Source organism: Bradyrhizobium sp. SZCCHNR1002, assembly GCF_032381435.1.
Lineage (GTDB): Bacteria > Pseudomonadota > Alphaproteobacteria > Rhizobiales > Xanthobacteraceae > Bradyrhizobium > Bradyrhizobium aeschynomenes.
This window is the reverse complement of the sequence record NZ_JAUHIS010000006.1, coordinates 162,110-176,031: the sequence shown is the minus strand read 5'-3', so window position 1 is coordinate 176,031 and position 13,922 is coordinate 162,110. Positions and strand designations below refer to the sequence as shown.

General features: G+C 66.4%; 11 protein-coding genes and 1 pseudogene. 1 reads left to right on the top strand and 11 read right to left on the bottom strand.

The window, feature by feature from the left end; all coding sequences use genetic code 11:
- Positions 1-107 precede the first annotated feature (107 nt).
- The 4 genes from QX108_RS25810 to QX108_RS25795 form a co-directional block, all read right to left on the bottom strand.
- Positions 108-806, bottom strand: a complete 699-nt coding sequence (locus QX108_RS25810) for a hypothetical protein (protein ID WP_315721776.1) — start codon at positions 804-806, stop codon at positions 108-110.
- A gap of 171 nt (positions 807-977) precedes the next feature.
- The gene (gene lspA, locus QX108_RS25805) at positions 978-1,475 is read right to left on the bottom strand and encodes a signal peptidase II (protein ID WP_172112452.1); all 498 of its coding nucleotides are present in this window, start codon (positions 1,473-1,475) and stop codon (positions 978-980) included.
- A gap of 191 nt (positions 1,476-1,666) precedes the next feature.
- Positions 1,667-4,666 (bottom strand): isoleucine--tRNA ligase, encoded by a 3,000-nt coding sequence (gene ileS / locus QX108_RS25800; RefSeq protein ID WP_315784502.1) that lies wholly within the window; start codon positions 4,664-4,666, stop codon positions 1,667-1,669.
- A 323-nt stretch (positions 4,667-4,989) separates the two neighbouring features.
- Positions 4,990-5,970, bottom strand: coding sequence for a bifunctional riboflavin kinase/FAD synthetase (locus tag QX108_RS25795; protein ID WP_315784504.1), 981 nt, complete (start codon positions 5,968-5,970; stop codon positions 4,990-4,992).
- Between the two features lie 268 nt (positions 5,971-6,238).
- Between QX108_RS25795 and QX108_RS25790 the strand changes: the two genes are divergently transcribed.
- Entirely contained in the window at positions 6,239-6,634 is a 396-nt protein-coding gene (locus tag QX108_RS25790) for a response regulator (RefSeq protein WP_006613531.1), read from the top strand.
- 68 nt (positions 6,635-6,702) lie between these two features.
- On the opposite strand, the gene QX108_RS25785 is transcribed toward QX108_RS25790, so the two are convergent.
- From QX108_RS25785 to QX108_RS25755, 7 genes and pseudogenes are all read right to left on the bottom strand, one after another.
- Positions 6,703-7,557 carry a TIGR01459 family HAD-type hydrolase gene (locus QX108_RS25785; protein ID WP_315721771.1) on the bottom strand — a complete coding sequence of 285 codons (855 nt, stop codon included), beginning with the start codon at positions 7,555-7,557 and terminating at the stop codon, positions 6,703-6,705.
- 15 nt (positions 7,558-7,572) lie between these two features.
- The gene (locus QX108_RS25780) at positions 7,573-9,159 is read right to left on the bottom strand and encodes an EAL domain-containing protein (RefSeq protein ID WP_315784506.1); all 1,587 of its coding nucleotides are present in this window, start codon (positions 9,157-9,159) and stop codon (positions 7,573-7,575) included.
- 313 nt (positions 9,160-9,472) lie between these two features.
- Complete coding sequence (locus tag QX108_RS25775) at positions 9,473-10,024, bottom strand: phage holin family protein (protein WP_315721769.1); 552 nt, start codon at positions 10,022-10,024, stop codon at positions 9,473-9,475.
- 349 nt (positions 10,025-10,373) lie between these two features.
- Positions 10,374-10,478, bottom strand: a pseudogene (locus tag QX108_RS25770) (DUF559 domain-containing protein); the annotation flags it as partial.
- Positions 10,479-10,834: 356 nt separating this feature from the next.
- Positions 10,835-12,175: an aspartate aminotransferase family protein gene (locus QX108_RS25765; protein ID WP_172112446.1), complete on the bottom strand. Its 1,341-nt coding sequence runs from the start codon at positions 12,173-12,175 to the stop codon at positions 10,835-10,837.
- A 306-nt stretch (positions 12,176-12,481) separates the two neighbouring features.
- Entirely contained in the window at positions 12,482-13,447 is a 966-nt protein-coding gene (gene prmB / locus QX108_RS25760) for a 50S ribosomal protein L3 N(5)-glutamine methyltransferase (protein ID WP_315784509.1), read from the bottom strand.
- Positions 13,447-13,911 (bottom strand): molybdenum cofactor biosynthesis protein MoaE, encoded by a 465-nt coding sequence (locus tag QX108_RS25755; protein ID WP_315784510.1) that lies wholly within the window; start codon positions 13,909-13,911, stop codon positions 13,447-13,449. Before QX108_RS25755 ends, prmB begins: the two co-directional genes overlap by 1 nt.
- Positions 13,912-13,922: the final 11 nt, after the last annotated feature.

The following is a 13,922-nucleotide window of genomic DNA, read 5'->3' as shown; positions in this document are numbered from 1 at the left end:
GAGCCCGGCGTCACAAAACGGCGACATGGTGCCGCCGCAAGACATTAAATTTCGCTAACGCCGGCAAGGCCGGCAATTCCCGGGGTGGCGCCGGCAAGCAGATGCCGTCACCGCTCCTTGCCGGTCATGACGTCGAGCTGCTTGCCGCCGATCGGTTCCTGCGAGCCGCCGGTGCCGTACGCATAGCTCGGGGACGGAGTCTGGTAGCCGGGCGGCGGCTGGGTCAGAGTTTCGCGCTGCGGCTCGCTGGTGAACTGCTTGGTCTCGGCGTCATTGCCCTTGAACAGGCCGAACAGCGTGCCCTTGAAGCCGAGCTGCGACGGGCTCATCATCGGGTTGTTGGTGATGCCGGGCTGAACCGGCTCGGTCTGCTTCGCTGCCGCCGTCCGGCCGGCGCGCATCTCGGCCGGCGTCAGCGGACGCGCGGCGACGGCCGGATCCTTGTTTTCCTTCTTGCGCGCGGCGGCGGCCGCGCGGCGACGCTGCTCGTCGGGGTCCTTCGGCCAGTTCGGCGCAGTGGCCTGGGCGGCCGCGGCCGGCGGCGGCAGGTCGAGCTTGGGCGGCACCACCAGCGGCGAGCGCTCGCGGTAGTCGATCGTCGGCGTCTCCATGTTGGTGCCGCCAAGGCCGCGCATCAGGTTGTCGATGATCTTCTCTTCGAAGGTCTTGTCGTCCTCTTCGTCCTCCTGGGCACGGGCCGTGCCCGCGGCCATCACCAGGCCGATGCCGAGCGCGACGGCCGACAGCCGCAGGGTACGAAGGGCCGCGTGGGTCACGATCCGGCTGCTGACTTCGGTCTTGCGCATGGCTTTCCCTGTCCTCGCTTGTCCAGTGCTCGTGCTCCGGCGAACCGGCTGCGATTCCGCCGGCTTGGACCCTCGCGACGTGCGGGCCGTCCGGTCACCGTGCTGATCGCAAAAACGTGAAATACGTCAGGCTCTTGACCTAAGACCGGCATCGGTCGGTATCGACCCCGATCAGGGCGCTTTTGCGGCATGAGCCCCGAAGAAGGAGTCATACAGCAGGGCCGCCACCCCGGCAACGATGGCCACGTCGGCCAGGTTGAAGATGTACCAATTGTAAACGGTGCCGCCGATCTCGATGTGGAACAGCGCGAAATCGACCACCGCGCCATAGGCCAGCCGGTCGATGCCGTTGCCGATCGCGCCGCCGATGATCATGCCGAGGGCGGTGGTGGCGAGCTTCGTCTCCGAGCGCGCCATCCAGACCCCCAGCAGCACCACCGCCACCGCCTTCACCGCCATCAGGGCGTATTGGGCCAGCACACTCTCGTTCTGCAGCCAGCCGAAGCTGATGCCGATGTTCCAGGCGAGGTAGAGGTCGAAAAACGGGGTGACCTTCACCGTGCCGCGGTTGGCGAGGTCGAACACATACAGGAGCCACAGCTTGCAGGCCTGGTCGATGACCAGGGTGGCGAACCCCGCGATGAGGCCGAGGCGGAGGCGGGGGGTCATGCGTGAAGGCCGATCATGCCGGGATGCTCGCGCCAAACTCCGCTGTCGTCCCGGCGAAGGCCGGGACCCATACCGCGTGATGGGTGTTGGCGGAGAAGGTCTGGATCATCGTTCTTCGTTACACCAAAGCCGGTGGCTATGGGTCCCGGCCTTCGCCGGGACGACACTGGTGTGTGACACACGATCGCGGATCACACGCCCACCCCGAGCGCCTTCCATTCGCGCAGCGCCTGGGCGTCGCGCGGGGAGACGTCGGGATATTCGGCGTCCTCGCCGACGCTCTCCAGGATCTTCCAGGAGCGGGCGCACTTCTTGCCGACGGCTTTCTCCACCACGACGGCCACGCCCGGCACCGCATCGAGCCGGAAGGCATCGGCCGGGGCGTCACCCTCGCGGACCTCGTAGTTCGAGGTGATGCAGATTTCTGCGAGATCGGCATCGAACAAGGTCCCGAGCAGGGCGCGGTCGGCGACGTAGATGATCGGGGACGCCTCGAGCGAGGAGCCGATGGTCTTGGCCGCGCGGGCAAGCTCCAGCGCGCCGGTGACGACGCGACGGACGTTGCGGATCGTCTCCCACTTCGCGGCGAGCGCATCGTCGCGATAGCCATCCATCGCGTCCGGGAACAGCGTCAGGTGCACCGACGGCTCGGCGTCGGGGCGATACATCCGCCATGCCTCGTCGGTGGTGAAGGACAGCACCGGCGCCAGCCATTTCAGGATGGCGTCGCAGATCAGGTCGATCGCGGTCAGCGCCGCCTTGCGCGCCACCGAGGACGGCGGGTCGCAATACAGCGTATCCTTGCGGATGTCGAAATAGAACGCCGACAGCTCGGTGTTCATGAAGGCGGCGAGGCTCGCGATGACAGTCTTGTAGTCGAAGGCGGCATAGGCGCGGCGGATCACCTCGGCCTGCTGCGAGAGCTGATGCAGCATCAGCCGCTCCAGCTCCGGCATGTCGGCGAAGGCGACGGCGTCGCTGCGCTTGTAGTGGTGCAGGGTGCCGAGCATCCAGCGGATGCTGTTGCGCAGCTTGCGGTAGGTCTCGATGGTGTTCTTCAGGATCTCCGGGCCGATGCGCTGGTCGTCGGCGTAGTCGGTGGCGCAGACCCAGAGGCGCAGGATGTCGGCGCCGGAATCCTTGATCACCTTCTGCGGCTCGACGGTGTTGCCGAGCGACTTCGACATCTTGCGGCCGTTCTCGTCGAGCGTGAAGCCGTGCGTCAGCACGACGTCATACGGCGCGCGGCCGCGCGTGCCGCAGCTCTCCAGCAGCGACGAATGGAACCAGCCGCGATGCTGATCGCTGCCTTCGAGATACATCACCGTATCCTGGCCGCCATCGACCTTGCGCCTGATGCCGGCAAGGCCGGGGAAGTGCACGGGGTCTTCGAGCACGAAGGCGTGGGTCGAGCCGGAGTCGAACCAGACGTCGCAGATGTCGTCGACCTTCTTCCAGTCCTCGTTGGCGCGGGACCCGAGGAAGCGCTCGCGCGCGCCGTCGGCGTACCAGGCGTCGGCGCCTTCCTTGGCAAAGGCGTCGGCGATGCGATTGTTGACCGCCTCGTCTTGCAGGATCTCGGCGGAGCCGTCGCCGGTCTCGCGCACGAACACGGCGATCGGCACGCCCCAGGCGCGCTGGCGCGAGATCACCCAGTCCGGGCGGTTGGCGATCATGCCGTTGATGCGGTTCTGGCCGGCGGCCGGCACCCATTGCGTGACCGAGATGGCGCGCAGCGCGCGGGCGCGCAGGGTGTCGCCGGACTTGGACTTGCCGTCGTCGACAATATCCTTGTCCATCGCGATGAACCATTGCGGCGTGTTGCGGAAGATCACCGGCTTCTTGGAGCGCCAGGAATGCGGGTATTGATGCTTGAGGCGGCCGCGCGCGAGCAGCATGCCGTTGTCCGTCAGCGCCTTGATGACGGCCTCGTTGGCGTCGCCCTTCTCGCCCTTGTCGTTGATGACGCGCTTGCCGGTGAAGCCGGGGGCATGATCGGTCAGCGCGCCGTTCTCGTCGACGGTGTAGGGGATCGTGGTCGCGATGCCCCGGCCGTCGAGCTCGCGGGCATTCGCCATCCAGACATCAAAGTCCTCGCGGCCGTGGCCGGGGGCGGTGTGCACGAAGCCGGTGCCGGTGTCGTCGGTGACATGCTCGCCCGAGAGCAGCGGCACGACGAAATTGTAGCCGCCGGCGAGGCCCTTGAACGGATGCGCGCATTCGACCGCATCCAGCGTGTCGCCGGGGATGTCGCGCAGCTTGGTGTAGGACGTCACGCGCGCCTGCTTGAACACGCTCTCGGCGAGCGCGTCGGCGAGGATCAGCTTGTCGCCGGTCTTCGCCCAATTGTCGGCGGGGGCGTCGGTGACCTCATAGAGGCCGTAGGCGATCTTGGGCGAGAACGAGATCGCGCGGTTGCCGGGCAGGGTCCACGGCGTGGTGGTCCAGATCACGACGGAAGCACCCGCGAGCGCGCCGTGCGCCGGCGAGGTCACCGGGAATTTCACCCACACCGTGTCGGACTGATAGTCCTCGTACTCGACCTCGGCCTCGGCCAGCGCGGTCTTCTCGACCACGCTCCACATCACCGGCTTGGAGCCGCGATACAGCGTGCCGTTGGCGGCGAACTTCATCAGCTCGCGCGCGATCTGCGCCTCGGCCGGATAGGTCATGGTGGCGTAGGGATGGTCCCAGTCGCCGATCACGCCGAGACGCTTGAACTCCTCGCGCTGCACGTTGAGCCAATGCTCGGCATAGGCGCGGCACTCCCTGCGGAAGGCGACCATGGCGGCGCTGTCGCGGAAGTCGGGCTTGGCTTTGCCCTTCTTGCGATAGTTCTCCTCCTCGATCTTCCATTCGATCGGCAGGCCGTGGCAGTCCCAGCCGGGGACGTAGTTGGAATCGTGGCCGAGCATCTGCTGGCTCTTGGTCACGACGTCCTTGAGGATCTTGTTGAGCGAATGCCCGATATGGATGTTGCCATTGGCATAGGGCGGGCCGTCATGCAGGACGAATTTCGGTCGTCCCTTGGCGGTCTCGCGCAGCTTGCCGTAGAGGTCGATGTCACCCCAATATTTCAGGATCTCCGGCTCGCGCTGCGGCAGGCCGGCGCGCATCGGGAATTCCGTTTGCGGCAGATAGAGGGTTTTGGAATAATCGGCGGCGTCGGACTTTTGCGGCTTCTCGGACATCGTGATCTGGCTTGATGAGCTGAACGGCTGAAAGGCGCGATTTCGATCGCGGGCGGCGGAACGAGCAGAGACATCCCGGTCTTGCGCCGAGCTCGAAAAGCTCAGGCGGAAGCCGGGCCGCTAATGCCGATGATGCGCCGTATCAACATGGGACTTCCTCTTAGCAGCCGGACCACGGAATCGCAAAGCGATCCTGCGGCAGCAACGCTGCGGGGCAGTCTTTCAGCGTCATTCCGGGGCGATGCGAAGCATCGAACCCGGAATCTCGAGATTCCGGGTTCAGCCCTGGCGGGCTGCCCCGGAATGACGGCGGCGGTGGAGGATCAGCCGATGTCGCCAAGGCGGGGGAAGAGGCCGGGGTTCGCCGCCAGCAGGGCGCGCGCCTTGGCGCTGTCGTCGTCCATCTGCCGGATCAGGGCCTCGATGGAGGTGAACTTGGCCTCCTCGCGGATGAAGCCGATGAAGGCGACATCCAGGACCTCGCCATAGAGGCTGTCCTTGAAGTCGAACAGGAAGGTTTCGAGCAGCGGCGCGCCGTTGTCGAAGGTCGGGCGCCGGCCGAAATTGGCGACACCGTCGATCAGCACCCGCTGAGCGCCGCGGCCGCGGCCGACCCGGACGGCATAGATGCCGTGGCGCAGCCCGCAATCGCGGTCGAGCCGCATGTTGGCGGTGGGGTAGCCGAGGTCGCGGCCGCGCTTTTCGCCGTGGATGACCTCCGAGGTGACGAACCAGGGGCCGCCGAGCATGGCGGTGGCTTCGGTGACCTGGCCTTCGGCCAGCGCCTCGCGGATCGCGGTCGACGACACCGGCCGCTCGTCGATGTCGACATGGGCTTGGACGTCGACCTCGATGCCGAGCTTGGGCGCCTGACTGGCGAGCAGGCTGGGCGAGCCCACCCGGCCCTTGCCGAAATGGAAGTCGTAGCCGACCGCGATGCCGGAGACGCCGAGCCGGCCGATCAGGTCATGGTGAATGAAGTCCTGCGCCGAGGTCTGGGCGCGGCCCTTGTCGAAGGTCATCACCACGGCACCCTGCAGGCCGGTTCCCGCCAGCAGCCGCAGCTTGGCGGCCTCGTCGGTGAGGCGGAATTGGGGGGTATTGGGGCTGAAGAAGCGCCGCGGATGCGGCTCGAAGGTCAGCGCGAGGGCTGGACGCCCCTTGGCCTTGCCCATCTCGATGGCGGCCTCGATCACGGCCCGGTGACCGAGATGAACGCCGTCGAAATTTCCCATCGCCACCACCGCGCCCTTGAGGATGTCCTGTGGCGGGGTGGAATCGCGGATGATCTGAAAAGCGCACATGTCGTGGAAATATCTCGCAGATTTCAGCAGGCCGTCAGCCGGCGGACGTTGCCGTCGACCGTGGGCGGCCGGCCTGCCGAAGTCAAGCCGAAGGGGTTCCCCGGCTCATGCAGTGCAGCATCCGCGACATGCAGCCGCGGCGCAGTTAACGCGCTGTTTAACGGCTGATGCTACTCCTGAGCCCGGATGGCGGAGGTCGTTCAAGGCCTGAGCCGAAAGAGCGTTTGGTAACAGTCTGCGCGTTGCGTACGCGTCTGGGGGAGTCAAGATGGCGGTTGATTTGACGATGCCGGTGCTCGTCGTCGACGATTACAGCACCATGATCCGTATCATCAGGAATCTTCTGAAGCAGATCGGGTTCGAGGACATCGACGACGCGAGCGACGGCTCGATGGCCCTGAACAAGATGCGCGCCAAGAAATACGGTCTCGTGATCTCCGACTGGAACATGGAGCCGATGACCGGCTACGACCTGCTCCGCGAGGTCCGCGCCGATCCGAACCTGGCGACCACGCCGTTCATCATGATCACGGCGGAATCCAAGACCGAGAACGTGATCGCCGCCAAGAAGGCCGGCGTCAACAACTACATCGTCAAGCCGTTCAACGCCGCGACCCTGAAGACCAAGATCGACGCGGTCTTCCCGGACATGGCGACGGCCTGAAAGCGGCCTGATGGTTCTAAGCTGAAAGACGCCCGGCACTCAGCCGGGCGTTTTTCGTTTGCGGGCGTTCACCACTTCAGTTCGCGCATCAAGGCGCGGGGCGGGTGGCCGAACAACTCCTTGACCGAGGCCGGATCGAGCTGGTCGATGCCGGCGAACTCCTCGGAATGGATGCCGCGGGTGACGAACAGGCAGTCGATGCCGAAGCCGTGCGCGCCGGCGAGATCGGTGCGGACGGAGTCGCCGATCGCCAGCACCTCCTCGCGCGCCACCTTCCGGCCGGCATGCTGCTCGGCCAGCTGCATCGCGCGTTCGTAGATCGGCCGGTGCGGCTTGCCGTAGAAGATCACCTCGCCGCCGAGCTCGCGGTACAGCTCGGCGATGGCGCCGGCGCAATAGATCAGCCGGTCGCCGCGCTCGACCACGATGTCCGGGTTGGCGCAGATCAGCGGCAGCTTGCGCTCGCGCGCCTGCAGCAGCATCGGCCGGTAGTCCTCGGCGGTCTCGGTCTCGTCATCATAGAGGCCGGTGCAGATGATGTAGGAGGCCTCCTCCAGCGGCGACAGCGCCAGGTCGAGGCCGCGATGGATCGAGTTGTCGCGCTCGGGGCCGAGCCAGAACACCTTGCCGCCCGGATGGTCGGCGACGTAGTGGCGCGTCAGGTCGCCGGAGGAGACGATGGCGCTGTAGACCTCGTCGGCGACGCCGAGCTTGCGCAGCTGCCGCTGCACCGAATCGGCCGGCCGCGGGGCATTGGTGATGAGGATCACCGTACCGCCTTCGTGCTTGAAGCGATGCAGCGCCTCGCAGGCCTCGGGGAAGGACTCCAGTCCGTTATGGACGACGCCCCAGATGTCGCTCAGCAGCACCCGCTTGCGGCCGACCACATCGCGCAGCCGCTCCTCGAATCGCAAGGCAGTCATGGCAGGCGTCGCAGGTCAGATGGACCCGGCGATGCGGCGAGCCAGCGCGGCGTTGCCGCTGCGCGTCGCTGCGTTGGTGTTCGACACGTCCAGGGAGGTGGGGCCGGCGGCATTGGGGTCCTGAATCTTGATGTCCTGCCCGCCCGCAGGGCCGGCGGCGGCCTCGCCGGTAGCAGATGCGCCCTCGGGTCGCAATGGGCGGGGCGGCGCGAACAGGAAGCCCTGGCCGAAGCGGACGTCGTAGTCGAGCAGGTCGACGACGCTGCTCTCGCCTTCGATCCGCTCGGCGATCAGGTCGATGCCGAAACGGCCCAGGAGGTCGGACAGATCGGTCGGATGGATGTCTGAGACCGAGCTCTGCTTGGGGTCGAGCAGCAGCGCGGCCGGCACCTTGATGAAGCGGACGCCGCGATCGGCGAGCTCGCGCGGCTCGAAGCGCAGGTCGGTGACGTGGTCGATCGAGAAGCGGTAGCCGCGCTGCGCCAGCGCCGCGAGATGCTCGGTCTCGGTCGGGCCCAGGCTGCGCAAGGTCGACTGCTTGAACTCGAGCACGAAGGAGGGGGCCAGCGCCCGGTTGGCTTCGAGGAAGTCGAGACACTGCGAGAAATTCGCGGGGCTGCTCAGGGTGGCCGACGAGATGTTGCAGAAGATGCCGACGTCCTTGTTGCGCACCATCAGGCGGCGCAGCACCTGGACGCAGCGAAGCAGCACCATGTGGTCGATGCGCCCGACCAGGCCCGCGGCTTCCGCGATGCTGATGAAGTCCTCGGCCGCGACCACCTGGTCGCGCTCGTCGCGCAGCCGCGTCACCGCCTCGTAGAAGCGCACCTTGCGCTGGGGCAGCGTCACCAACGGCTGCAGGTAGATGTCGAGGCGGTTGTCCTCGATCGCGCCCTTGACGGCCGCGAGGATCTGCTGCTGGCTGCGCGGCGCCGCGGGAGCCACGGGCGCGGAGTTCGCAATCGTGGCCGGCGCGGTGGGCACGGGCTGGGCGATCGGTGCCCTCGCGATGGGCGCTGGCGCCGGTGCTGCGCTGAACGTCCCCGTCGCCTCCCGCGCCTTGAGCTCGGGGCTGGCAGATGGTGCAGGCTTGGCTTCCGGGACAATGGCGGATGTTGGCGGCACAACGACGGGAGCCGTGACATCGCGAGCAGCCGCAGCGGTGCTGTCGGCGCCGCTCGCCGCGGCCTGCGGGATGGCGGCGATCAGGTCCTCGTGCTGGGCGACGGTCACGGCGAGCTGCTTCATCAGTCCGCCCAGCTCGTTGATCTCACCGATCACGCCCTGCAGCCGATCGGCGCTGACCGAGCTCGACGACACCATGCGTCCTTCGATCGCCGACAGCCGTCGGCCGAACTCGGCGACCTGGCGCGCGAGATCGGCGGTGCCGCGCGACAGATCCGCGATCTGGCTGCCGACGTCGGAACGGTCGCGCAGCCGCATCGACACGGCGTTGTAGAGGATGAGGAAGGTGAGCGCGGCCAGTGAGACGATTGCGGATTCCGAGCCACTGATGCCGGCCATCGAATACAGGATCAGGCCCAGCGACGCTGCGACCAGAACCATGCAGATGGCAATGAAAATCGTGGAGATACGGATCATGCTGCGCGACGCTCCCAACCGAACACAACCTTAGCACTTCTGTTGATTCGCGAGGATAGTCGGCAGGATTCAAATACCGGGCGAGGCCGACGATTTCCGCTCCGCGTGTCATTTACGCAAATTCGCATGACAAAGCGGAGTGTCATCGTAGTGCCGCGTCCCGTAGAACAACGGTGACGGCCGTCGTGGCGGGAAACGTCGCGACACAAGGGCGTCCTGAGGCACGAATGTCGTCGTTGGAAACTGATCAGCTCAGACAATGCGCCAGCGACGAGCGAGGTGGGACGTCATGTCGGCGTCACATCTCGTGCTGTCACGTCTGGTGATGGCGCCGCCGGCGCAACGCGGCGACGCCCAGCAGCAGCGCCGCGACGGCGACGCCCACGGGAACGTTGACCCGGCCAAGGCCGCGCGCGTGATTCGTCGATGCAGCCGAGGGGGCGAGCGGAATCGTGTCGGGATCGATTTCGTCGGCATCGGGCTGCCGCGCCACCGGCGCCGCAATCGCGACGCGCAGCCGGCTGGACAGCGAAGGGTAATGCGGCGTCGGGCTGCGGAGCTTGACGGCGGCGACGACCGCAGAGATCACCGCGAGCGCGACGAGTATGCCGCCGACCACCGCAAACGCCGTAAACAGGCCGTAGCTCATTTCCACCCAGCGGAACAAGGCGGTCAGTCCGACGATGCAGGCCGCGATCAGGAAAATGCCAGCTGTGGCGAACAGCCCGGCCGCGACCGCGTAGGAGGTCACCGTGCCCGTCGCCTGCCGCGCGCGGTCGCGCATGTAGGCCTGGGTGGCGCGCTTGACGCGGTTCAGCCTCTGCTCGAGGCCCAATTGCAGGAGCTCTCCTGGCGGTGCGAGCATGCGCGTCCTCCGAAACGTCGTTGCCGCGCGCGAACCGCCGGCTCGCGACATGAACGTGGAGGATTTGCGAAGGTTCCCTACGAGCTAACCCTGCAAATGGGTCGTCGCCAGCTCGCCAGGGCTCACTGGTGTCGAGTTGGCCTTCGATTGGCGTTACTTGAATTTCACGGCTGAGATTTGTCAGTGCTTGCACCGGTCGTATCATCCTGGCCGCCGGCGAAACTCTCTCGGCTCCCTCCCCCCTTGTGGGGGAGGGGCGGGGAGGGGGGTAGCCGCGGGCGCGATCGACGATGACTTGGCGGATGGCTTCAACAACGCCCTCAAGGTTTGAGATCACCTGCGCGTTCGTGAAGCGAAGAACTGCAAATCCCTCGGTAGCGAAAAACTCGTCGCGCTTGACATCTTTTGCTTGCCACTCGGCGAAATCGTGTGACTCGCCATCGAGCTCGATCACGAGCTTTGCCGAGAAGCAGACGAAGTCCACGATGTAGTTCTGGGACTGGTACCTGACGGCGAAAGCTCATGCCGTCAAATCGGTTCGCCTTGATGTACCGCCAGAGCAACGTTTCGGCACCTGTCATCGTTCGGCGAAGTTGCCTCGCTCTGTTGCGCTGGCGGTCGTTGACGACCGCGTGCGGCATCCTGGGCTACCCCCTCCCTGACCCTCCCCCACAAGGGGGGAGGGAACGGAGAGACCGTTGTTCGTCGAACCTTAGCAAAACCTGCGCTGAAGCGAGGGGACGCCCTCAAACAAAAATGGCGGCCACATGGGCCGCCATTTGTTTCTGCTGTTGGCTCGTCGCGCCCGGCTTACGCCACGGCCTTGATGACCTTGCCGACCTTCTCGACGATCTCGCCGATCTGGTCCTCGTTGATGATCAGCGGCGGGGTGAGCGCAAGCGTGTCGCCGGCGATGCGCAGCATCAGGTCGGTGTTGTGGAAGGCGTGCTCCATCGCCTGGTAGCCGCGCTTGCCGACGGCGTCGGGCAGGGCTGCGAGGTCGATGCCGGCGGTCAGGCCGACGGTGCGGATGTCGAGCACGTTGGGCAGGCCCTTCAGCGACATCACGGCGTCGGCCCATTTCGGCTCGATCGCCTTGGCGTGCTCGAACAGCTTCTCGTCGCGATAGATGTTGAGCGTGGCGAGGCCGGCGGCGCAGGCGATCGGGTGCGCCGAGTAGGTGTAGCCGTGGGTGAACTCCACCATGTGCTCCGGGCCGCTCATGAAGGCGTCGTGGATGGTGTCGCGCACCAGCACGCCGCCCATCGGCGCCGCGCCGTTGGTGACGCCCTTGGCGAAGGTCAGCAGGTCCGGCGTGACGCCATAGCGCTCGGCGGCGAAGGCATGGCCGAGACGGCCGAAGCCGGTGATGACCTCGTCGAAGATCAAGAGGATGCCGTGCTTCTGGGTGATCTCGCGCAGGCGCTTGAGATAGCCCTTCGGCGCCGGGATCACGCCGGTCGAGCCGGCCATCGGCTCGACGATGACGGCGGCAATGGTGTTGGCGCCGTGCAGCGCGACCAGGTTTTCCAGTTCCTCGGCGAAGTGCGCGCCGTATTCCGGCTCGCCCTTGGTGAAGGCCTGCTTCTCGCGGTCATAGGTCGCGGGGATGTGGTCGACGCCGGTCAGCAGGGTGCCGAACAGCTTGCGGTTGTTGACGATGCCGCCGACCGAGGTGCCGCCGAAGCCGACGCCGTGATAGCCGCGGACGCGGCCGATCAGGCGGGTGCGGCTGCCCTGGCCGTTGATCTGGTGGTAGGCGAGCGCCATCTTCAGCGCGGTGTCCGCGGCCTCCGAGCCGGAGTTGCAGAAGAACACGTGGTCGAGCCCGGCGGGCGCGAGGTCGGCGATGCGGTTCGCCAGCTCGAAGGCCTGGGGAATGCCGAACTGGAACGGCGGCGCGTAGTCGAGGGCGGCGGCCTGCTGGCCGATGGCTTCCGCGATCTGGCTGCGGCCGTGGCCGGCGTTGCAGCACCACATGCCGGCGGCGGCGTCGATGATCTTGCGGCCGTCGACGGTGATGTAGTGCATGTCCTTGGCGCCGGCGAGCATGCGCGGATTCTTCTTGAACGCGCGGTTCGCGGTGAACGGCATCCAATGCGCGGCAAGATCATTCGGAACGGTGGTGGGGCGGGGGCTCTTGTCCAGCATGGGGACCTCTTCGGACGTTCAAGGCAGAATGGGGCGACGGCGACAGCATGACCCGGAAAGGTGGCAAACCGGTTGCCGGACACTGACCGAAACGGATCATGCGTGAGGGGCCTGAATGCGCGCGCAGACGTCGTCAGCCGACGATCCGGGCCGGCGCCAAGCTATCAGCTTCGCGAACGGACGGAAATGTCAAAGGTCCGGCGTTGGCGCTGCCCTGGTGAGCGAATTCTGCACAGCGACAGCAGTTTGTGCCGAATCTTGGAAGTCCGCTGCGTCATTTCGCGTCAGCGTGCATCCGGCCGAGAGTCAGACCAGATCGCGCGCGGTGATCCAGAACACCTCGCCCTCGGAATCCTCGGTATCGAGCCACAGCAGCGGCAGGTCCGGGTAGGCGGCTTCGATCTGCGGGCGGTCGCGGCCGACCTCGCACAGCAGGGCGCCTTCGGCCGTCAGATGGTCACGCGCCTCGGCGAGGATGCGGTGGATGATGTCGAGCCCGTCAGGGCCGCCGTCGAAGGCGAGCGCCGGCTCGGCGCGGCATTCCCTGGGAAGGCCGGCCATGCCCTCGGCGTCGACATAGGGCGGGTTGGTGATGATCAAATCGTAGCGGCGCTGGCTGAGCGGCGCGAACAGATCGCCGCGGTGCAGCGAGATGCGCTCGCCGAGATCGTAAGCGGCGACGTTCTTGGCGGCGACGGCGAGCGCATCCTTGGAGATGTCGACGGCGTCGATCACCGCGTTGGGAAAATGGCGGCTGGCCAGGATCGCCAGACACCCGGAGCCGGTGCAGAGGTCCAGAACGCTGTCCACGGCCAAGGGATCGTCGATCAGCGAGGTCCCATCGGCCTCGGCGCCGCCGAAATGCGTCTCCAACAGCTCGCCGATGAAAGAGCGCGGCACGATGACGCGCTCGTCGACATAGAACGGCAGGTCGCGCATGTAGACCTTGTTGACCAGGTAGGCGGCCGGCTTGCGCGTGGTGATTCGGGCCGCGACCAGGTCGAGGATGGTCTTGCCTTCGGCCGCGGTGACCCGCGCGGTGACGAAGCTCTCGAACTGGTCGGGACGCAGGTGCAACGCCTCGCCGATCAAAAAGGCGGCCTCGGAGACCGGATCGGTGGTGCCGTGCGCGAACACCAGGTCGGCGTTCTGGAAGCAGCTCACGGCATAACGCAGGTAGTCGAGCAGCGTGGCGAGCTCGCCGGCATTGACCTTCGGCAGCCTCGGAGCCGCCGCCTTGCGCGGCGTAGCCGCCTTCGCCTTCTTTGCCATCACTTCGTCCAGCGCGCCGCGGCGGCATCGTCGTGGCTCCTGGCCTCGACCCAGCTGCCGCCGTCCTCGGTTTCCTCGCGCTTCCAGAATGGCGCGTTGGTCTTGAGATAGTCCATCAGGAACTCGGCCGCCTCGAACGCCGCCTGGCGGTGGCTCGAGGCGGTCACCACCAGCACGATGTTCTCACCCGGCCGGATCCGGCCGAAGCGATGGATCACGGTGAGACCATGCAGCGGCCAGCGCGCCATCGCCTGCTCGGCATGGCGCATGATCTCGGCCTCGGCCATGCCCGGATAGTGTTCGAGCGTCAGCGCCGAGATCGGCGTCTCATGGTCGTTGCCGCGGCACAGGCCGGAGAAGCTGACGACGGCGCCGATGTCGGTGCGGTCATGGCTAAGGGCTGCGATCTCGGCGGCGGTGTCGAAATCCTCGTGCTGCACGCGGACGGTGACGATCGCGGTCATGGACGTATCTT

Excerpts from the sequence above, each read along its gene's own strand:
- QX108_RS25755 (WP_315784510.1), bottom strand. The coding sequence starts at position 13,911 with ATGACCGCGATCGTCACCGTCCGCGTGCAGCACGAGGATTTCGACACC.
- QX108_RS25790 (WP_006613531.1), top strand. The coding sequence starts at position 6,239 with ATGGCGGTTGATTTGACGATGCCGGTGCTCGTCGTCGACGATTACAGC.
- QX108_RS25810 (WP_315721776.1), bottom strand. The coding sequence starts at position 806 with ATGCGCAAGACCGAAGTCAGCAGCCGGATCGTGACCCACGCGGCCCTT.
- QX108_RS25775 (WP_315721769.1), bottom strand. The coding sequence starts at position 10,024 with ATGCTCGCACCGCCAGGAGAGCTCCTGCAATTGGGCCTCGAGCAGAGG.
- lspA (WP_172112452.1), bottom strand. The coding sequence starts at position 1,475 with ATGACCCCCCGCCTCCGCCTCGGCCTCATCGCGGGGTTCGCCACCCTG.
- ileS (WP_315784502.1), bottom strand. The coding sequence starts at position 4,666 with ATGTCCGAGAAGCCGCAAAAGTCCGACGCCGCCGATTATTCCAAAACC.
- QX108_RS25795 (WP_315784504.1), bottom strand. The coding sequence starts at position 5,970 with ATGTGCGCTTTTCAGATCATCCGCGATTCCACCCCGCCACAGGACATC.
- QX108_RS25780 (WP_315784506.1), bottom strand. The coding sequence starts at position 9,159 with ATGATCCGTATCTCCACGATTTTCATTGCCATCTGCATGGTTCTGGTC.
- QX108_RS25785 (WP_315721771.1), bottom strand. The coding sequence starts at position 7,557 with ATGACTGCCTTGCGATTCGAGGAGCGGCTGCGCGATGTGGTCGGCCGC.
- prmB (WP_315784509.1), bottom strand. The coding sequence starts at position 13,447 with ATGGCAAAGAAGGCGAAGGCGGCTACGCCGCGCAAGGCGGCGGCTCCG.
- QX108_RS25765 (WP_172112446.1), bottom strand. The coding sequence starts at position 12,175 with ATGCTGGACAAGAGCCCCCGCCCCACCACCGTTCCGAATGATCTTGCC.